This is a genomic window from Lacihabitans sp. LS3-19, from assembly GCF_024343575.1.
Taxonomy (GTDB): Bacteria; Bacteroidota; Bacteroidia; order Cytophagales; family Spirosomataceae; genus Leadbetterella.
Window position 1 is genome coordinate 13,467 of sequence record NZ_RJUA01000013.1, and the last position, 20,760, is coordinate 34,226.

14 protein-coding genes are annotated in these 20,760 nt (G+C 33.5%); 4 read left to right on the forward strand and 10 right to left on the reverse strand.

Annotated elements, in window-relative coordinates; genetic code table 11:
- Positions 1-19 precede the first annotated feature (19 nt).
- Positions 20-535 carry a PepSY-like domain-containing protein gene (locus tag EGI22_RS10940; RefSeq protein WP_255068397.1) on the reverse strand — a complete coding sequence of 172 codons (516 nt, stop codon included), beginning with the start codon at positions 533-535 and terminating at the stop codon, positions 20-22.
- A gap of 142 nt (positions 536-677) precedes the next feature.
- Here EGI22_RS10940 and EGI22_RS10945 point away from each other — a divergent pair, with 142 nt between their 5' ends.
- Together EGI22_RS10945 and EGI22_RS10950 are read left to right on the forward strand one after the other, a co-directional pair.
- Positions 678-1,628, forward strand: a complete 951-nt coding sequence (locus EGI22_RS10945) for a hypothetical protein (protein ID WP_255068398.1) — start codon at positions 678-680, stop codon at positions 1,626-1,628.
- Positions 1,629-1,636: 8 nt separating this feature from the next.
- The gene (locus EGI22_RS10950; protein ID WP_255068400.1) at positions 1,637-4,324 is read left to right on the forward strand and encodes a CHAT domain-containing protein; all 2,688 of its coding nucleotides are present in this window, start codon (positions 1,637-1,639) and stop codon (positions 4,322-4,324) included.
- Here the strand turns inward: EGI22_RS10950 and EGI22_RS10955 are convergent.
- The 6 genes from EGI22_RS10955 to EGI22_RS10980 form a co-directional block, all read right to left on the reverse strand.
- Positions 4,290-5,006: a hypothetical protein gene (locus tag EGI22_RS10955; protein ID WP_255068401.1), complete on the reverse strand. Its 717-nt coding sequence runs from the start codon at positions 5,004-5,006 to the stop codon at positions 4,290-4,292. The two genes, EGI22_RS10950 and EGI22_RS10955, sit on opposite strands and share 35 nt — an antisense overlap.
- Positions 5,007-5,011: 5 nt before the next feature.
- Complete coding sequence (locus EGI22_RS10960; protein ID WP_255068403.1) at positions 5,012-5,620, reverse strand: RNA polymerase sigma factor; 609 nt, start codon at positions 5,618-5,620, stop codon at positions 5,012-5,014.
- Positions 5,621-6,059: 439 nt separating this feature from the next.
- The gene (locus tag EGI22_RS10965) at positions 6,060-6,599 is read right to left on the reverse strand and encodes a hypothetical protein (protein WP_255068404.1); all 540 of its coding nucleotides are present in this window, start codon (positions 6,597-6,599) and stop codon (positions 6,060-6,062) included.
- 275 nt (positions 6,600-6,874) lie between these two features.
- Positions 6,875-10,024 (reverse strand): glycosyl hydrolase, encoded by a 3,150-nt coding sequence (locus tag EGI22_RS10970; RefSeq protein WP_255068405.1) that lies wholly within the window; start codon positions 10,022-10,024, stop codon positions 6,875-6,877.
- A 71-nt stretch (positions 10,025-10,095) separates the two neighbouring features.
- The gene (locus EGI22_RS10975; protein ID WP_255068407.1) at positions 10,096-12,024 is read right to left on the reverse strand and encodes a T9SS type A sorting domain-containing protein; all 1,929 of its coding nucleotides are present in this window, start codon (positions 12,022-12,024) and stop codon (positions 10,096-10,098) included.
- Between the two features lie 144 nt (positions 12,025-12,168).
- Positions 12,169-12,942 (reverse strand): hypothetical protein, encoded by a 774-nt coding sequence (locus EGI22_RS10980; protein ID WP_255068408.1) that lies wholly within the window; start codon positions 12,940-12,942, stop codon positions 12,169-12,171.
- Between the two features lie 415 nt (positions 12,943-13,357).
- On the opposite strand from EGI22_RS10980, the gene EGI22_RS10985 reads away from it, so the two are divergent.
- Complete coding sequence (locus EGI22_RS10985; RefSeq protein ID WP_255068410.1) at positions 13,358-14,926, forward strand: hypothetical protein; 1,569 nt, start codon at positions 13,358-13,360, stop codon at positions 14,924-14,926.
- A gap of 168 nt (positions 14,927-15,094) precedes the next feature.
- Positions 15,095-16,615: a glycosyltransferase family 39 protein gene (locus tag EGI22_RS10990; RefSeq protein ID WP_255068412.1), complete on the forward strand. Its 1,521-nt coding sequence runs from the start codon at positions 15,095-15,097 to the stop codon at positions 16,613-16,615.
- Positions 16,616-16,855: 240 nt separating this feature from the next.
- Here EGI22_RS10990 and EGI22_RS10995 read toward each other — a convergent pair whose 3' ends face one another.
- From EGI22_RS10995 to EGI22_RS11005, 3 genes are read right to left on the reverse strand one after another with little or no spacing between them, the layout of a single operon-like run.
- A complete protein-coding gene (locus EGI22_RS10995; RefSeq protein ID WP_255068413.1) occupies positions 16,856-18,481 on the reverse strand; it encodes a DUF262 domain-containing protein in 1,626 nt (541 codons plus the stop codon).
- A complete protein-coding gene (locus EGI22_RS11000; RefSeq protein WP_255068415.1) occupies positions 18,478-19,491 on the reverse strand; it encodes a hypothetical protein in 1,014 nt (337 codons plus the stop codon). Before EGI22_RS11000 ends, EGI22_RS10995 begins: the two co-directional genes overlap by 4 nt.
- The gene (locus EGI22_RS11005) at positions 19,488-20,600 is read right to left on the reverse strand and encodes a DUF3696 domain-containing protein (protein ID WP_255068416.1); all 1,113 of its coding nucleotides are present in this window, start codon (positions 20,598-20,600) and stop codon (positions 19,488-19,490) included. The genes EGI22_RS11000 and EGI22_RS11005 overlap by 4 nt, the downstream gene beginning before the upstream one ends.
- Between the last annotated feature and the right edge of the window lie 160 nt (positions 20,601-20,760).

Below are 20,760 nucleotides of genomic sequence, written 5' to 3' on the forward strand. Positions count from 1 at the left end.
GAGCCGACGCTCCTTTTGATTACCAAGTTCTCACACGTAATAGTTTACCGTTTAGATCAAAATCTAACCTTATTCGGTTGCTTAGTTTCACCTCGTACTTGTTAGCTGATTTCTCCGCTTTTACAATATTTATGCCTGGGTAGTTTTTGGCAATATAGTCCAAAATTACCTGTGGTAGAGCGGCCATGGTGTCGTCAGATACTTTTGTGTCCTTTTTGTTACTTCCCGAAACCTCTATGAAAGCACCAGAAAGACTAAATTCAAGCTTGGTCAAATCCGACAATGTAACCTCAAATTTTGTCAAGTATTTTTCAGCCTTTGTTATAGTTTTGCCAGGATAGTTGGTGTTAATGTACTGAGTTATTACAGCTGGCAAAGAACTCGAAGATACCTTGACACCATCACCTGAAGCATTTTCTATTCCTGAAAAAACAGCTGAACTGTCGTCGGGAATGATGGAAGAATCTTCACACGAAGTAAACGATAAGACTATTAAGGTTAAAATAGCAAGGCCACAAAATCTGAATGTTTTCATAATATTAATTTAATTTAAAGTGATAATTGATTTTCATAACTAAGTATGAGCTGCATTTAAAAATGTAATCAGAATTTAAAATTATTTTTTTGCAACCTTCGTTTGTTTTAAACCGTAACCATATAAAAACTCCCAGATTTTAATGAATAAACATGTGAAAATATTATTATTAGTGCTAGCCGTTTGGGTGTTTGCTTGCAATCCCAACTTTACTAATGATGATATTTTGCCAGATGATAACACAAATTCTAGTTCCCAAAATAATAATCAAAACACTACAGGTCAGGGATCTACGCAGTCTGGAAATGGAGCAGCTATCCATCCAAGTTGCAATCTAATAGCCTATAGCGACACGCTTTTTTTCTTAGATAATCAAAATGACGATCTTAAAATAAAGCCTTTAATGAAACATGATGGAGAGTACGGAGCATACCCAGAAGGGCTCGAGATAAATGAATCGCACGGTGAAATAAACGTTACAAAAAGTGAATCAGGCCTTAGATATACTGTATTTTTTATTCCAAAAAACACAAAGGATACGTGTTTTACACACCTCACTATTTCGGGTGTGGACTACTTAAGTAAAATTTACTTATTGGATAAAAATGAAAAAATAGCTGCTCCAATATATAACAATAACCCAGCCTTTGCCATTCCTGGAGTAAATACTCGCACCTCGGAATTTGACGATGACGAAGACGATGACAACGGTAACGGAACACTAGACGAGCCACTACCTGGCCAACAGGTGATTGCCCAAGGATTGGATATTTCTAAAATTGATGGTAAAATTGTACTTGATAATTCAATTCGCAAAGGGCTCTTCGGTCCTAGTCCGAAAAACGGCTCCACAAAAAAGCTGAAACTTTTCTATAGATTAGATGATAAAAGTGGTAAAGCCCTTAACCGTATAGAGCTGGAGTTTCATTATTTCGAAAATGAGAGTGATGTGCCTAAAAGTTTGAAAGACAAGGTGTTGGAGAATCAAAATTCGTACTATAATCTAAATTCTGGCTTAAAATATGCTCGTATTTTTAGGATTTTCAGAAAACCTCGTCCACCTCAAATTGTGATAGTTGGCAGAAATTATTAATTTCGTTGATGAACCTTAAATATCTCTCTGTTCTTTGTGTTTTTCTAGCTGGACTTGCCATTTCGCAACCACAAATTAAAAATTTGCAAGGAGAATATAATAAAGGTCTTAGTTATTTTAATCAAGAAAACCCAACGGATGAAACAGATAATAAAGCTGTGGAGAGTTTTCTAAAAGTAGCCGAAATTACCCCAAAAAACTATGCAGAGGCCAAACTATTGAGTAGTGCTCTTGAAAAACTTGGGGTGCTTTACCAAACAAAAGAACAAAATCAAAAAGCCAAAAAGTATTATAAAAATAGCCTTTCTGTAGCCCAAAAATATCAATTAATAGATTCGCTTAGCTTTCCTTCTTTGTTGTATGTCAGTGGATTGTATTATTATGAATCGGCATATGACTCTTGCCTTTTTTATCTTTCAAAAGCCGAAAAGATTTTAGATAAATACCCGAAAATACCTGAGGCTGAGCGGCTCTATAATACAAAAGGAGTATTACTTTTTGAAGCGGGCAATTTTAGACAAAGTTTGGCTTATTTTAAAAAGGCTGGTTTTTTGACAAATGCGGTCGAGTTTGCTAACAAAAACAACCAGGCTTTAGCTTTGCAGTTTTTAAATCAGCCAGATAGTACTTTCAAGATTTTGAAACAGTTGGAAGTTAAATTTCCAGATGATTATCAAATCAAAATTAACCTCGCTTCTGTATTGATAGAAATGAATCAGGCACAAAAAGCACTTTCTTATCTCAAAAAAAATTACGGCGACTCAGTAGTTTTTTACAATACGCTTGGGAAGGCGTTTTTTAAATTAAATGAGCTAAAAAAAGCCAAAATGTTTTTTCAAACCTCTGTTTCATTGGCTAAAACTAAAAATCCAAATTTAGGTTTCGCTCATTACTATTTAGGAAAAATAGCAGCAAAAAGTGGTTATAATTTTCAGGCACTTTCGCATTTTCAGAACGCTTTACAAAACCTCGATTTTTTCTTTAATCAAAAGAATATCTACTTAAACCCTATATATAACTCTGATGGTTTCTATTCTTTTTTTATATTAGAGATTTTGGGCGAAAAAGCCGAAGTATTTGGTCAATTATATTTGAAAACCAAGGAATTGCGATATTTGAGAGGTGCCACTGGGACTTATGAAGCTTTCAGTTTAATTGCCAGTAATATTTCCAAAACTTACAATCAAGAGGATGCTCGGTTGGATATTGTAGATGATATTCATCCTAAATATCAGTCATTTACGAAAATTTTGTGGATGGCTTATAAAAACACAAATGACCAACAGTATGCCAAGAGAGCCTTTGAAGTGAGCGAAGAAAGTAAGGCCACGGTGCTGTCGTTGAGTATTAATGAAAGCCAAATAAAAAGGTCAAGTGATGTGCCTGATTCTTTAATCAAAGCCGAACAGAATCTTCAGATTTCTTTGGCCGCTCTTCGAAAAAACATTGAAAATAGCACGGAAAAACAGCAAGTTAATCAGTACCTCGCAGCGATATATGAAACCGAGATAAAATTGGGCAAACTCAACGAAAAGTTGGAGAAGTTTCCAGCGTATAAAGCCCGAAAATTTAGAGAAAATCAGAAATTGAAAATCGAAAAATTAAGAGGCTTTTTGGCGAATAATGAAGTCTTAATTTCTTATTGTGATTTGGGTGAAAAAGCTCTACTTTTTTGTATAACTAAGTCTGATTTTAGAATTCATGAGCTTACCGATAAGCAACTTTTGGAGACAGAAATCAAAAAAATGAAGGTAGATTTTAATACCTCAAGGTTTCAAAAAGAAGCAAAAACTGTATTTCAATTTCTATTTAAGCCATTTCAAGAAATAATAAAGAAGAAAAGTCATATTATTTTTGTAGGAGATGGTCTTACCAATGGTTTACCAACAGAGTATTTAATAAACGAGGAAAATAGATATTTGGTGGAAAATCACGCGGTTTCATATTTATTTTCTGCACAATTTATCCTTTCTTCAAAAGAACCTGTCGCAGTGCGGAATATTTTGGCATTCGCTCCTTTTTCAGCACCGAAATTTAGAAAAGACTTTTTGCCCAATTCTTTAAAAGAGATTCAAGAAATAGAAGGGGCTAATGTTTTAGAAGACATAAAGGCCACCAAACAGGCATTTTTTGAAAATGCCAATAAATATCAAATTATACATTTGGCTACACATGCCATAGCCAACGTTACTGCTCCTGAGAAATCTTTCGTTCGTTTTTCGGGTGGGTTGGATGACAAACTTTATTTATTTGAGTTTTCAGCAGGAATGCTAAAAAATACGCAACTGGTTTTTCTTTCGGCATGCGATTCATACGGAAACACAAATCTACAAGGAGAAGGCATTAGAGGACTCTCTAGAGGGTTTTATTTGGCTGGCAGTCAGAGTATTATTTCGTCATTATGGAAAGCAGAGGATTTTGCAACGGCCTACCTTAGCAAACATTTTTATGAGCATCTGTCTGAGGGTACTGAATTTTCAGAAGCACTTCAAATGGCCAAAGTGGATTTGTTAAATGACCCCATGATGGTGCAGTTCAGGCATCCAATGTATTGGTCTCACTTAATTTATGTGGGTTATCAGAAAAACAAAACATATGAATATGGAAATATTTTGATGTTTACGCTTCTTTTTCTCTTAATGGCATTTGTCATTTTGCTAATCAAAAAAGGCGTTCTTTTAAAGCCAAAATCTTGATTTTTGCCATATATTTCCAATTAAACGTTGCCTTGTACGGATTTTTTTCATCCATTTTTTTTATGTTTTTCAATGCTTCAGAGTATTTGTTTATGCCAAGTAAACTCTGACACATATAAAATTCATATTCATTAGCATATTTTGTCGACAGTTGCTGGTTTTCAATTTTAGTGATTAAATCTATAGCTTTTGCATAGTTTTTTAGGTTGTAGTAAGACATAATTGCCAGAAAATCAAGTTTTTCGTTTGGTGTTTTGGAAGAATTAAAAATTGCTACGACTCCATCAAAATCTTTGTTGAGGTAGCGTAATTCCGCCTCGACTTTTTCTTCATTTGCACCTCTATGCTGCGGTTCTATATATTGTATAGGTAGTTCTGCCAGCAGGTCTGACCCGTTTGTATTTCCAATCCAAAACGTACTTATACTTAGCAAACCGAATACCATCGCTGCGGCAATTTTTAGGAAGGGGATTTTTTTTGCTTTTTGAGATGAAAATTGACTGTGGGCCTTTTTAACTTCATTTTTTAATCCATTGTACTTCAACAGTTCAACAGCTGTTTGATAGTTCAAAAACGCTTCTTTCATAGCTCCATTCTCTGCCAAGTTTATTTCAAACAATTCCCTTTCTTTGGCGGGCATTTTGTCCTTCAAGTAATCATCAAAAATGTCAATCTTTTCCATCTAATCTAAAATATTTTTAATGCTTTATATAAGGATTCCTTCATTTTTGGATGCTGTTCAAGTTTTTCGGTAAGGGTCTTCATACATTTCGATTTTTTATTCCTCAAAACCTGTTCATTTTCGAAATCGGTAAAAGGCAATATCTCTTTTAGCGATAAATTTTCGTAATAATACTTATTCAAAATATTTTTACAAACCGAGCCTAGGCTGTCTAAAACATTCGAAATCAGCTCCAAGGCCTCATTTTTTTTTATTTGTTCGTTAATATCAGCTTCAAATTCGGGTTTGTCTTCAATCCAAATATTGGCTCTGTTACGTTCAGCGTTTTGTTTTTTTATTTTAACCAGCCAAATGTTTTTCGCTACAGAATACAAAAACGATTTTAAACTTGATTCTCCTTTGAATTTATCGTTTTGGATTATTTGTAAAACAGCCAAAAAAGTTTCTTGAATCACATCCTCAGCATCTTCTCTGGTACCACTGTTGTTTAAAACCATCCGCTCCAAAAAGCTATAGAATTCTTTGTATAAATACTTTAAGCAAGTATTTATATCTATGTTTTTTCTTATTTTTTCAATTACGTCGTTCTCCTTATTTAAGGTGAAAAGAGCCATGTTTTGTTTTTTAATATAACTGTTTGGTTGTTTTCGCTGTAAATGAACTTTGATACTAAGTATACACTGACACTCGAAAGGTAACCTTTAAGTGTTAAATTATTCTTAAAATTAAGTTTTATTTTTGATGTCTGAAATAAAGAAATAAAAGCCTTTATTAATTGGCTATTTCTTCACCATTTTTGGGTTTTAATCATTTATTACCGCAAGTAAAATATATCTCTTCGCTCTTAGATATATGTTCTGCAGAGCATCTCGAAGCTAGATAAATGAGATTTTCATTGCTAAAGCAATCAATTTAAAAAGGAAATCTTAGTCTCTTCTTATAAAATAATGCAAAAACTGAAGTTTTGTTTATATAGGATAAAAAATCCCTTTTATCTCGCTTCAAATTCTAAAAAATCATGAAAATATGGCCATGAATTAATCCAAAAATTACTTACTTTACTGGTAAGGGTGCACCTACTGCAACGGCACAATCGTGTCCTGGTTGACCATGAGCTGGGTTTATCTTTGCATTAGGATCAAGATTTGTTGAAGTCAAGGCAGGAGCCGCAACAGACTTGGTTTCCAAAGGCGTAGCAACAGGTATAGCTGGTGCAGCGGCTGGTTTTGCTGCCACACTACTTTTTAAAGGAGCACCTACTGCAATAGCACAGTCATGTCCGGGCTGTCCATGGGCAGGATTTAAGCGAGCAGTACTTGTAGCCGCTACGGGAGTATTAATTGGAGCACTAGAAGTGGCGAATGGTCCTGCTGGACTCAAGGATGTTGGAGGTGGTAAAGCGGCAGAAGGTGGGGGTGTTGACTCAGGAATTGAAGACAAAGGCGGATAATCATCAGGTGCTTCATTTGCTACAGCAGTAGGAGCAGGGTTGTCTATTACCACGGTTTGTTCGGTAGTATTGTCAGAATTACATGCAATCAATCCTAAAAAAACAAAACCAATGGCCAAGAAAGTACTTTTTTGATTTTTCATAAATTTAAATTTGATGTCCTAAATACTCTTATACAATAATATGGCCAAATTTTGTAAATATCAAATTTAGAGCATATTAAAGAAGTCCTCAGAATGAAGGTTAATCTTTTTGCCTTAACAATATATCGCTTTTGATAGCTATGAAAGAAACGTTTCCATTGTCCGACATCTTCCCGATGTCCAAAGGCTGAAAAAAAAATGAAATTCGGATTACCAAAAGCTCAAATTTATTTCACCTTTAAATACCTACTTGAAACAAAAACTCTTATCTAAATCTACTCCCAAACCGCCCCATAATTGGCCTCCCATAACTTTTTATTGAGTTCGGTTAATCGATCATTCTTAAGTTTAACTCCTTTTTCTTTAAAAGCTTGCCACTGAGGATCCATTTGGTTTCTTAAATCTATCGATGGCTGATTTAAGCGATACCAGTCGTTTTCGGTTTGATTGATGAGATAGAGATAGTCTGATGTAAATTTATTTGGAAAGTTCTCCACATCGTCGTAGGCTTTTGACTTACGTTGTACCAAGGCTTCGTCCCAAGTTTTGAGATCTTTAATCAATGAATCTACAGAAGCAATTAATTTTGAATCAGCTGCCTTTTTGCTTAGAGAGGTTTTTAATTTGCCTAACTGTAGTTGTTTTTTATACAATTCATTGATCATTTCATGCATTTCTTTGATGTTGCCGTGCATTTGTCCCATGGCTATTAAATAGGCTGTTTTATCAATATCGGCGTCCTTCAATCCTGGATTCGGAAGTAATTCAGCCTGTGTTTTTAAGGTGTCTTTATCTACAATCATTTGTATTTGATATTTGCCTTCAGCCACTTTATATCCTTTATAGTTTCCTTCAATATATACATCAGGTATGCCAGGTAGTGTGTTAGTACGCATATCCCATACGAATCTATTCAATCCCATTTTTTTTGTGAGTTTGGGCTCAATACTAGGCCCTCCATCGTATTTTTTATAGTCAGGATTGGCTTCAGAGCTTAAGGTCCTTACTGTTTTGCCATTGGTATCAAAAATATTCAAAGTAATCTTCTTTACGGAATCAGTTTTTGACAAATAGTAGTTCAAGACCAAACCTGTGGCAGGATTGATGCCGGCACTTTGGCCTTCTCCTTTAAACTCTGTTAAACCTTGATTCATAACACTGCTACTATTGGTAATCCATTGGTTTTGAGGCACAAATAGTTTATGTTTTTTAGGGGCTTCTTTCAGCAGTTGTCTTAGCAAATTCAAATCATCTAATATCCAAATAGACCTACCCGAGGTACCTGCTATTAATGAATTTTGATGAACCTTTAAATCTGTTATTGGGCTAACAGGCAGGTTTAACTGAAAGTATTTCCAATTGCTACCGCCGTCTGTAGAGTAGTAAAGAGCATTTTCTGTCCCGGCAAATAATAAATCTTTCTGCACATTATCCTCTCTTATTACCCTTGAAATACTATTTTCGGGTAAGCCATTGTTGATTTTAATCCAAGTTTTACCGTAATCTGTCGATTTGTAATAACCTGGTTTGTGGTCGTTGAATTTATATCTATTGGTGGCTATATACACGGTAGATTTGCTATTTGGCGAGACTTCGATCGCGTTTATTTGGCATTCTTCTAATCCTTTTGGTGTTACGTTTGTCCAAGTTTTGCCATTATCTGTGGTAACTTGTACCAAGCCATCGTCACTACCTGTGTAGATCACGCCTTTTTCTAAGGTAGATTCAGCAATGTAAGTAAGCGTTCCGTAGTTTTCTGCACCAACAGCTTCATTGGTAAAAGGGACTCCCGCTTTTCCTTGTTTCGATTTTTCATTTCTGGTCAAATCAGGCGATGCTTCACGCCATGTTTTGCCTAAGTCATTGGTTTCTAGAAGCATTTGTGAGCCGTGGTAAAATACTTTGGGGTCATGAATACTACAAATGATAGGGGCATTCCAATTAAATCTGTATTTCATATCTTTGGCATCCTTGCCCAAATATTGAATAGGTGCTGCCATAACATTCACAGAAGTTTTATTTTTAGTATCTAATACTTCTATAGTACCTTGGTAGCTGCCACCCAATACATATCTTGGATTGTTACGGTCAAAAGCCAGAAAAGCACTTTCTCCACCCGCTGAATATTCCCAGTCTTTGCGTTCTATACCACTTCCACTCATATTCCAAGAAGGTATTTTTACAGAGGTATTGTCTTGCTGACCTACGTAAATATTGTAAGGCAGTAAGTTGTCAGTATTTATTCTATAAACTTGTGCAGTGGCCATATCTTGGTGAGACCAGCTTCCACCTCCATTGAAGCTTACTGCCGAACCGCCGTCGTCAGAAATAATCATGTTTCGGCTATTTTTAGAATTAATCCACAAATCATGGTAGTCTCCATGTGTGCCAGACATTACTTTCCAAGTTACACCTCCATCCGTGCTATTTAAAGCCGGAGCACTCATGACATACACATTAAGATCATTGTTTGGGTCTACAAATAGCTCAATATAATACCACGACCTTTGAATCAGTCTGTGGTCTCCACTTACCTGAGACCATTTTTTACCTCCATTCATTGATACATAAAGCCCACCTTCATTTTTCTCCCAGTCGGCTTCTAGGAGTGCATACACTTTTTGTGGGTTAGATGGGCACATAGCTATAGCAGTTTTACCAAGCATTTTGGGCAAACCCTCAGTTAGTTTTACCCAGGTTTCGCCACCATCTGTAGATTTATAAAAACCACTTCCAGGCCCTCCGCTTTTTACTTCCCAAGGTTTACGGCCATGGTCCCACATGGCTGCGTATAGGATTCTAGGATTTGTAGGGTCGATAGACAATTCACTACAGCCTGTTGTTTCGTTGATATACAAGGTTTTTGTCCAGTTTTTACCGCCATCGGTGCTTTTGAATATTCCGCGTTCTACAGAAGGTCTATGAAGCGGACCTTGAGCAGCCACCAATAGAATGTCTTCATTTTTTGGATGAACCACAATTCTAGATATGTGTTGGGTTTTAACTAAGCCAACGTTTTTCCATGTTTGTCCAGCGTCAGTGCTTTTATATACACCATCTCCAAAACTCGTCATCACTCCTCTTGGAGCGTGTTCACCCATACCTACATAAACCACGTTCGGGTCATTTTCGGCAACAGCAACAGCCCCAACGGTTCCAGTTTTAAAAAAACTATCCGAGACATTCTTCCATTGATTTCCGGCATCTACGGTTTTCCAAAGTCCCCCACCGGTTGTTCCCATGTAATAGGTAAGGGGATCATTTATTACTCCTGTTGCACATACAGAGCGGCCACCTCTGAATGGTCCAATATTTCTAAATTTCAGATTATTAAATAGTGAGCTATCCTTTTGGAAATCTGGATAAGATTGTGAAAATGCGGTAAATGAATTACAAATTAAAAGTACAAGAGCGAGTTTTTTCATGTTTATAAAGGGTCAGTTTGATATTTTAAATGGTTTATTTCTCAATTTACTTTTAACTATTTTAAAAGTAACTATTTTGATGCAATAATTTTTTTTGTCATTTTTTTTCCGTTTGCAAAAGAAAATACAAAATAGACAACCGGTGAATTGGTATTTCTAATTTTCCACCCAGCCGCTTCCTCTACTTTTCTTATGAAATCTTGATTTTGGAAGATATTACCATTTATTTCGGTGTTTTCCATTTCTAAAATTGGTTTTCCTAAGTTATCTAAAAGGGTTATTTTTCTTAAAAGACCTTCAGTAAAAATATTCAAATATCCATTATTCGGGTTAGGATAAACGGTAGTCTGTAGTTTTTCTTTAATTTCATTAAAGCTCCAATCGTCTTCCAATTCAATCCATTCTAAATCTTCATATTTTATATCTGATTTTTCTAATTGAAAAAGATTGGTATTATCCCAAGATGCTAAATTTCCAAACCAATAAGGGGTTTTAGAAGTATCATACTCATCTATTGAAATATTATAGTAGTCATTTTTTATTTGACCTAATTCAAATATTTGGCTGAAATTATCCATATTAAGTATTATTCCTCTTTTTCCTTTCGACAAAACCACATAATCTTTATCATAGAATGGGTTTTCTAAAATCCACGAAAGTTCATAGCTTTTTTTGGAGTTCAAATCAGTTCTAATTAGCTTGGATGAACCAGATTTGATGTCGAAAAAAGTAAAATAGATATTTTCATTTTTAATCTTAAAATAAGTATTTGGAATAGAATTTGAATAGCTTATTTCAGTTTTTTTACCATCTTCAATATTTGTTATTTCTATTTTGGTTGGAGAATTATAATTGAAATCTGATGCAATTAGAAAATATGGCCAATTGAATCCTTGAAAGCCAGTTAAACTTTTGTAAGGGAGATATATCTTATTTAAATTTTCTAAATCGAAGTATTCAGTATTGACAACTTCATAAATAGAATTTAATTCATTGTAATATAAAATTCTCTGGTCGCTATTATGAATAAAATTGAACCATTTGTTCTTTAATTCGGGAATTATTTTAATCTCCCCATTTAAAAAATAATAATAATCGACTGTAGTATTATCTTCAATTTTGAAAAGAATTTTCTTGGTTGGCTCATTAGTGTAGTATGCTAAAACGTTTAAGGACCCGGACTTTAGGCCAAAATTTGAACTAATTTTTAAATTATGATATCTATTAACACCATTAAAACTAATAATTACCTCATCGTTACTCAAAACATAAATCACTGGAAAATTTGATTTTTTTTGTAAGCCAATATTAATTTTAACGGTATCGTTAGCATGTTGTAAAAATAAATACTCGTCTTCTCTTTTTACGAATTTAATTTTTCTATTTCCATTTACATAGCTAATATTTACTGTTTGATTTTGAGAAATGTTTAAATCTTGAAGTGTTATTGGATTATATTCAATGTACTGGTAAGTTTCTTTAATTGTAAGAGTATCCTTAAGGAAATTAATAGGGTTTTTGTTAACTTCTGTAGCATAAGGTAAATAAAAATTATCCTCGTCTATGTTTATAGAAGTTCCAATTTTTGTTGGATTTTTTGCTAAACTAGTAACGTTTCTGTCCTTATAAGTGTCCTTTATCAGTTCTATTTCAAGGGTTTGAGTGTCAAAATAATAAAAGTAATTTAAAAAGTCTTTAACAATCCATTTTTGCGAATTTAGTTCGGTTACTTTTTCGACTATGAAAGGATTTTTATTTTTTGATTTATTCTGGAAAATAAGTAATCTATCTGTCTTGCCTATGCCTTTAATAATAAGGGAGGTTGACTTTTTGGTTTTTTTAAAAATACTGGTTTTTGAGTTGATTTCAAAGTTTGAGTATTTTATCATACGATCCATGAAATTTAATAATGGATAGTCAACACTATCATTTTTTGAATAAAATGTAGAAGTATAAAACCATGTCGGCCCTGCAAATCCACCATTTATTCCAAAAACCAACTTTATACTGTCATTTTCAAAAAAGGCTCCTTTTTTATCTGGAACTTCATCTTGTAGGTCTATTAATTTCTTATTTTCAAGGTTAAAATAAGTAATTTCAGAATTTAAATATTTCCCAAAAACATACTTTTCGTTATATTTTCCTTAATAAAATAATCCGGCAGTACTCGAAACATTTTCTAAAACTGGTTGACCGTCTATTACTTGAATCTCAAAAAGACCGTATTTAGTTATTGCAAGAAGTTGATCTTCGATTTGTTGCAAACGGTATTGAGAGTCATTAAAAAATAAGCTCGCTTTAATAACTTTTTTAGAAGTAATTAGGAGGTCGTTGTCAGAAATAAGCCAATCATTTTGAGTTTTGTAAAGGCTATGGTTCTGACTTAATTGGATACTAATATTATTTTGTTTGGGAATTTCAACAAGTTGTAAATTCTTGAAGTCATAACTATAGAAATCATTTAAAATAGTAAAATAAACCTCATTCTTAATTCCTACCAATTTTGGATTTAAATCGATATTGGGTAATAATTCTTTTTTTTCTATAATCTTGCCTTGGTGATTTATCACTACAAAAAATGGAAGAAAATTTTCTTGATTCTGCATGATAAAAAAGCCAAGATTTTTGGATTGATAAAACTGCCTTACAAATATCTTTTTAGGTAATTTATCATCCTTTATAACTATTATCTCTCCTTTTTGGGTATCAAAAACCGAAAGTTCATCTTCATTGCTAGGATTGTTTTTGGTTTTTATCCAAAAAACTCCGTCTTCACCTTGATAAATATCTATTTCTAAACTTTTGCTTGTCTGTATTTGGTAAGTAAAATCACTTAGCTTTTTCTGTGCCCGAATATTCGAAAAGCACAATAAAAGTATGAAAAAGATAAGAAAAGGAGATTTTTCTGGATTTTGCATAGCGTTTGCCGGAGTTAAAAATTAGTTCTAATAAAGGTAATTGTTGAATTTTCAATAAAAATATACATTCTTAATGAAAATACATTTGTTTTCCATGATTTGGGAATAAAAAATAAGCAAGGTTGATGATAAATATAGGTTTAAGTGGCTTGCTTTCATGATATTACGTCATGGGGGTTATTTAAATAAAAAACTTAGAACTGTTAAAGTGTATTTAGTAAACTTGGTAGAAGCTTTATTTACTAAGTTAAATATTTTTATTTGAAAAGGTATAGTTGTTGAATTAGAAAATTGCATAGCATAAAAGTAGAGGTCAAGTATTTTAATATTCTGTTTTAGGTTTTTTGAAAGCTTATACGATCAACTTTGTTTTTAATATCTTTGAACAATAATTCTATCTAAACCAAACTAGATTATGAAACTATTCTATTTTTTGTTTTTTATCTGTAATCTTTTTACAAGCCATAAATCAGTATTTTCTTTAAATGTTAAAGAAGCACAAGAATCCATCATAAAAACCAAAACAGTAAAATATAGTGATTTTGGAGCAAAAGGTGATGGTAAAACAGACGACATAGAAGCCATAACAGCTGCTCATGCCTATGCAAATGAGCATAATCTTAAAGTAAAAGCCGATGACAAGGCTATCTATTATATTGGAGGTAAAGACCGCACGGCCATCATTCAAACAGACACTGATTTTGGCACGGCGAGTTTTATAATTGATGATTCAAACGTGGAAAACAGAACCAGTTCGGTCTTTTTGGTAAGTTCTAAAATGAAAGCCGAGAAGATTGAAGGTATTCCATCATTAAAGCGAAACCAAACCAAAATTGCGTTAAATCTAAAGCATAGAAGCCTTATAACCGTGACAAATTCTAATGTAAAACACTACATTCGTTTTGGGCTGAATCAAAACAATGGCAGCGATCAAACAGATATTTTCTTATTAAATAAAAAAGGCCAAATAGACCAATCTGCCCCTATTATTTGGGATTTTGACCAAATTACTGACATAACCGCTTTACCAATAGACGAAAATAAATTGACCATAACTGGTGGGAGATTTAAGACAATTGCCAATAAGGAACCTTCTAAATACAATTATTACAGTCGCAATTTGGCAATAAAACGTTCGAATGTTGTTGTTTCAGGCTTATATCATGAGGTCGTAGATGAAGGAGAGCAAGGTGCTCCCTATGGAGGTTTTATTTCTATAAGCGAATGTTGTTTTGTGAAAATAGAAAATTGCATTTTAACGGGCCACAAAACCTATGAGACCATTGGCAATGCCGGAAAACCTGTTTCTATGGGATCTTATGACCTCTTGGTTAACAGAGCTCTGAATGTTTCGTTTATAAATTGCACCCAAACTAATGATATCGACGATCGTAAATATTGGGGTATTTTAGGCTCGAATTTCTGTAAAAACTTATTGTATGATGGCTGTAAACTTTCCCGATTTGATGCTCATCAGGGAGTTGCCAATGCCACCATACGAAACTCTACACTCGGTCACATGGGCATCAATGCCATAGGAAGTGGTACTTTTTTGGTAGAAAACTCCATAATAAGAGGAGGGAGCATAGTAAATTTAAGAAGTGATTACGGCAGCTCTTGGGATGGTGACCTAATTATCCGTAATTGCCTTTTTATTCCTCGTCAGAGTGGCCAGGAAAAAGTACAACTCATTTCGGGATACAATTCAGGCTTGCATGATTTTGGATATCCGTGCACTATGCCGGCCAAAATATGGATAGAAAATCTCAAAATTGATGACTCCAAACTATCCGAATCCTATCCAGGACCAGCCATTTTTATGGATTTTAATCCAGAAATGAAAGATGATACCTATTCTGAAAAATTCCCCTATCAAACTACAAAAGAGGTTATTCTGAAGAATGTAAAAGCCTTAAGTGGTAAAGCTATTCGTTTAAGTGATAATGACTATATGTTTAGGAAAGTGAAGGTAAGTGAGAAATAAATTGTTCAGTCTGATAAAAAATGAGTTTTTAACCGCTCTTCCACATGTTCCGAAGGGCATGTCGAAGCTAGAGCTGATGTTACTTCTTGATTACCAAATACTACCATTCATCCTAAAACTTCAGGAAGTTTTTGAGTAGCTAATGTATATTTGAAAAAAAATACCTTTTTGAAAAAGCAAACCTTAATCCTATTCGGTTTAATAATTCTGAAATTTGTGTTGCAATACCTCGTTTTGAGTGACGATTATGAACTCCACCGCGACGAATTTTTGCATCTCGATCAGGCACATCATTTGGCTTGGGGCTTTTCTTCTGTTCCGCCATTTACTTCTTGGGTTTCTTACATTATTCTACTTTTGGGCAATGGTATTTTTTGGATTAAGTTCTTTCCAGCACTGTTTGGAGCACTTACGCTTTTGGTGGTTTGGAAAACCATCGAAGAATTAGACGGCGACCTTTTTGCCTTCGTTTTGGGAGCAATTTGCATCGTTTTTTCGTCACTTTTACGCATCAATACTTTGTATCAGCCCAATTCTTTTGATATTTTGAGTTGGACGAGCCTGTATTTTTTCATCATAAAATACTTCAAAACTCATAACCCCCAATGGCTTTTTGTGGCCGCTGGGGTATTTGCGATAGGATTTTTAAACAAATACAATATCGTGTTTTTGCTCATCGGACTCATCCCAGCCATATTGCTTACCGACCAACGTAAAGTTTTTGTCCGAGGTAAACTTTATCTCGCACTTTTGCTTGGCTTGCTATTGATCGCACCCAATCTGATTTGGCAATACCAAAATGATTTCCCGGTATTTCATCACCTTAAACAGCTCGAAGAAACCCAATTGGTACATGTGGACAGACTCGGATTTCTGAGGTCTCAGCTTTTGTTTTTTATAGGTGCCTTGCCCGAAATCCTCTTGGCTTTGGTGGCATTGCTGTTTTACAAACCCTTTCAAAAATACAGGGCCTTTTTCTGGTCTTTTGTATTTACGCTTTTGGTTTTTATCTATTTCAAAGCCAAAGACTACTACGCCGTTGGACTTTACCCTGTTTATATCGCTTTTGGTTCTGTGTTTTTGGCAAATTACGTCGCCTCAGGCTGGAAAAAATGGCTGAGAATACCAGCTTTAGCCATACCGCTGTTGCTGATTATTCCGATTAGTAGAATCGCATTTCCCAATAAAAGCCCGCAATACATATTGGAGCACCCCGAAAAATACAAAAAGTTTGGCCTTCTACGTTGGGAAGACGGCAAAGACCACCCGCTGCCACAAGATTTTGCCGATATGTTGGGCTGGAGCGAACTTGCCCACAAGGTAGATTCGGTATATAGCCACCTGCCCAATGCCGACAAAACCCTCATACTTTGTGACAATTACGGACAAGCCGGAGCCATAAATTATTACACCAAAATTGGCCTAAAAGCCGTCTCTTTCAACGCCGACTATATAAACTGGTTTGACCTCAAAACCCCATACCGAAACCTGATACGCATAAAAGAATACGAAGAAAAACACGAGGAATTTGCCAAAACCAGCCCCTATTTCGAAGCCTCGACCCTGGCCGACTCCATCACCAACCCCAACGCCCGAGAATACAAAACCCTGATTTTTGCCTTTTCAGGTGCAAAGATTGATATTAATAGGAGGATTGAGCGGGAAATTGAGGAAGTGAAATATTTTTAAAATCGTCGAGTTTTGAAAATTTGATTTAAATTCGCTATTTGAAATGTTCCTAAGGTCATGTTGAAGTTAGATACATAGGTTTTCTTTTATAAATGAAGTAAATTTAAAAAGAAACTTTCTTTACTTCTTTTTTGAAATTAGGTAAATTGAGAATATCTAAATTACAGATTTAAAATCCAAATGTTCTCGTTTAGATATCAAGAAGATGTCGAGAAGCCAATTAAATTAAGAGTATTCAACTTAATAAAAAAGGTATTTTATGGACAAGTTTTCTACAAATTCTCTTTCTTTTGCAATAATTAACTCTTTTCTTTTTAATAAGACATCAGATTTACTTTGTTTCTCCTTAAATAATTCTTTCATTTCATATGTTATAAAAAAATATGAATAATCAACTTCGGAGCTTAACCATTCAGAAAGGTCTTTGTTTTGTTTGTTTATAGAATATCTACCATCATCAATAACCAAAACTGTGTTTTCAGAAACATTTATATCTTCCACATCATTAAACAAATAATATTTCTTGTATCCACTTACTCTATTTATATCTAAGAATAGATTTACAAATTGATATTGAAGCATAAATAACCCCAATGCTTTTGAACGTACACTACCCATTTCAATTTTAGAAGGAAATTCAACTGTCTCGAATGTAATATTAGGTTTATCGTAATAAATAGGATTATGATTTTCGTTCACAATAAATTTTTGAAATTCTTCGTAAGCTTTTCTTTGTTTACTCAGATTATAAATGGTGAAATAATTGGAATATGTAGTAATCCAAAACCAATGTTTTAACCTATCTAACTGTTTTTGACTTGGTTTTTCTAATTTATTAAAAAAGTCAGTAATAAAAATTAGCTGGTTGTTATATGGTAGAAACTTGCTGTCAAGCACACTTAACTCTTGGAATAAAAACCTTACTGTAATCACTATTGATTTTAGTGTATTACGAGTAATTGGAATGAAATTGGGGTTATCTACTAATTTTTTCAATTTGCTTATATCTCCTTGACTTGATTGGTCAAAAAACAGATTTCCAAAGGAGTTTGTGAGGCATTGAAAAATGATTTTTCTCTGTATTTTTTTAAAGTTATAAATATTTAGTCTTTCTATTAACTCGTCTATTTCCGTTCCAAGCCTAAAATTTTCTTCTTTATTAAAGGATAAAGCTGATAATTTCCAATCGTCAGTAATCTTAGCACCTTCAGAATTTAGTCGAGTAAAGATTTCAATTGCTTCCTCTATTGAACCTCCATACATTTCAACTGCAGGCATATCATAAGTTGATAAGGCTCTCCCAAATGTCCTATACCTTTTAATAAACAATTCGACAGTATCTTTGCTATAATTTAAGTTAAAAAGTTGCTCTTGTAAATCATAATAGCCATCTCCATCTACAAATTCAAACAATGGTATTTCATGAATATCATATTTAATTTTATTAATTGCTTTTATCTTATCTAATTGTATATCATATATTAAATTGAACTTTTCTTCCCAAACTTTATCGTTTCTTTTTAAATTTGTTTTATTAGGATTTATTAAACTTCCAAAAAGAGTAGAAAGTCGTTGATAACCATCCAAAATATAAAAATAATCTATGGCTCTCTCCTGTAAATAGTAAGAGCCCATCACGTTTGTCTCAAAATTTCTAAAGTCATCAAATTTACTAAAATCAGGTCTCCAAAATAGAATAGAGCCTATTGGATATCCGTTTTTTATGCTCTCAAAAAGCTTTATTTTTTTTGCATTGTCCCATTCAAAGTCTCTCTGAAATGCAGGCACACGAATTACCCCTTTTTCAAAATCACTTAAATAGTGAAAAAGTCGCCTCACTCTCGTACTGATTTGTAATTCATTCATAACAATTCGTGAATTTTAAGGAGAATTTGTTCTAATTCGTCTTTCCCTGTTGAATTAGCTCTTTTTTCTAAGTTTTCTCTTGTGACTCTTCCTGATAGAAATAATTGAGAAAAACGAGCTTTAAAACTATCTTTTTTTCCACTTATTTTATAAAAAATAAGTTTTTCTTTTCTTAACGTCCTACGGTCATTTTCAGGAATAGATGAATATAAGTTTTGAAGATTTTGATCTAATTGATTAAAATTTTTATCTGGTAGGCCATCTTCTAAATCAAAAAAGTCTAATTGTATAGGCGTTAGTCTTTTTATTGCTTGAATAAAATTTTCGTTATTCTCAATTTCATCAAAAATTTCATTTGGTAAATAATTTTCTTTTTCTCTCTTTTTTAATACATAATACGGTAAATAGCTTTCTGATACAGCAGTATGTAATGGTTTTATAGTTGGGTCATTTGGATATTTTTTGTCACTATCTAACAATATGAATGCTCTAACATATCTATGACTATCTTTAGGGAAGTTTTCCTTTTGCTCTTCGAATCTTGCTTTAAGAATTACCACTACATTAGAAATACTTTCGCCTCCACCATTTATATATTCAATCCAGCCTTTACTTTGTTGTTCTTTTATTTTTTGCCCCCACTTTGGATAGCATGAAATAATTGCATCTAAGAAATAAGAATCATATTCAATATTCTCTAAAATAATCTTTAAGGGAGTAGTTAATATTATTTCTGCTTCACTTATTGAATAAGAATCATCATCACAAGAATTGGAAATAATCATTTTACTTGATTTTTTGGGAATATTTGCACTTTTTATGAATAAGTTTTCCAACTCTTTTTGGCTACTTCCTCGCAATCCAATATACCAATTTGATGATTTAATAGCTTCAAAATTAGACAGATATAAGTCATGTCTGTCTTTGATGTTATGCCAAAGCTTATCTAAATTAACTGTTATGTCAACTTCTGATTTGTCAAAAAAAGAATCACTAAATGTATAAATCATTTTTGCTCTTGAGCTTTTCTTAAGTTAATAACTTCCACTAATGTATCCTCAAAAATTCCTTGAGGCCACCAATCTACTTCACCATCTTTATCTACCTCAATCATCCTCAAGTTGCTCTCGTTTCTATCTTTGTCAAAATCAACATAATATATAGCCAAATCATTCGGTTTTAATTTCCCTGTGGCTACCAAACGTCTTATTCGCAAAACAAAATTTTGTGAATGCGTTTCAATTAAGTATTTCTTATTATTGTCTTCTAAGTATGATTCCGCAAATCGTTGAGCCAATACTCCATGGGCAGCAGGGTGTAAGTGTGTTTCTGGCTCTTCTATAACTATGACTGTTGGATTTTGTGTAGGCATATAAGAACGAACTATTAAAGGTAATGATTGGCGAATTCCAGAACCTGTATTAACTATATTAATTGCCTTAATCTTAGATGTGGATAAAACTACTTCAAATAGTGGACTACTACCGGCAATATCCTTAACACCAATTTCCCACCCTTCAAAGTTATCTTTATACCATTCTTTTATTTGATTCAGAATAGGATTATTTTGATTATGATATTGTGCCATAAGTTTATAAGCACTTTCCCCAGAAACCCCAATTTTTAAATAATCTCCGTATATATCGCTGAATTGTGGTTCAGGAAATTTTCTAAATGAATCAATATAATCAAAGTCAAATAATTCTGGCTTTTTACCCTTCATCTTTTCGGGAATAAAGCCATTATATTTTGATTTTGAATCAGTTTCTTCTCCGTTGATAACACATTTTGAAATCCGTATTTGATAGTTTCTATCTCCATTTATTGAAGCTTTTAAATTATCATTGGTTAACTTAATGTCAAATTCAATAGGCTCCAAAGTAATTTCACGATTATAAAATAATTCCTCATTTGAGTAGCCAATTCGGATTCCCTCATAATTTAGGTTAATTGGTGAAGAAAATGAGCCACTTATACTACCTGCTACTAATACAGGCAATTTAGCTACTGCACTTTTTCCGCTATTATTTTTCCCTATTAATATTGTTATTGGTTTAATTTCAAGTGTCTGCCAATTTTTAAAAATTTTAAAATTTTTGAATTTTATTTGCTCTATCATGATTTCTTTCAGATACTTTCATTTACTGCAAAGATAATTATCTTTGTTAACTCAACATGATATAGAAAGTATTTTTACTTCGTTCAAGCTAAATATAGTTTTCATGAGCTATTAAAAGGATATTCCATCTTTCGTGCTAAATTAAGGTTTTTATCTTGAG

Excerpts from the sequence above, each read along its gene's own strand:
- EGI22_RS10940 (WP_255068397.1), bottom strand. The coding sequence starts at position 535 with ATGAAAACATTCAGATTTTGTGGCCTTGCTATTTTAACCTTAATAGTC.
- EGI22_RS10945 (WP_255068398.1), top strand. The coding sequence starts at position 678 with ATGAATAAACATGTGAAAATATTATTATTAGTGCTAGCCGTTTGGGTG.
- EGI22_RS10950 (WP_255068400.1), top strand. The coding sequence starts at position 1,637 with ATGAACCTTAAATATCTCTCTGTTCTTTGTGTTTTTCTAGCTGGACTT.
- EGI22_RS10955 (WP_255068401.1), bottom strand. The coding sequence starts at position 5,006 with ATGGAAAAGATTGACATTTTTGATGATTACTTGAAGGACAAAATGCCC.
- EGI22_RS10960 (WP_255068403.1), bottom strand. The coding sequence starts at position 5,620 with ATGGCTCTTTTCACCTTAAATAAGGAGAACGACGTAATTGAAAAAATA.
- EGI22_RS10965 (WP_255068404.1), bottom strand. The coding sequence starts at position 6,599 with ATGAAAAATCAAAAAAGTACTTTCTTGGCCATTGGTTTTGTTTTTTTA.
- EGI22_RS10970 (WP_255068405.1), bottom strand. The coding sequence starts at position 10,024 with ATGAAAAAACTCGCTCTTGTACTTTTAATTTGTAATTCATTTACCGCA.
- EGI22_RS10980 (WP_255068408.1), bottom strand. The coding sequence starts at position 12,942 with ATGCAAAATCCAGAAAAATCTCCTTTTCTTATCTTTTTCATACTTTTA.
- EGI22_RS10985 (WP_255068410.1), top strand. The coding sequence starts at position 13,358 with ATGAAACTATTCTATTTTTTGTTTTTTATCTGTAATCTTTTTACAAGC.
- EGI22_RS10995 (WP_255068413.1), bottom strand. The coding sequence starts at position 18,481 with ATGAATGAATTACAAATCAGTACGAGAGTGAGGCGACTTTTTCACTAT.
- EGI22_RS11000 (WP_255068415.1), bottom strand. The coding sequence starts at position 19,491 with ATGATTTATACATTTAGTGATTCTTTTTTTGACAAATCAGAAGTTGAC.
- EGI22_RS11005 (WP_255068416.1), bottom strand. The coding sequence starts at position 20,600 with ATGATAGAGCAAATAAAATTCAAAAATTTTAAAATTTTTAAAAATTGG.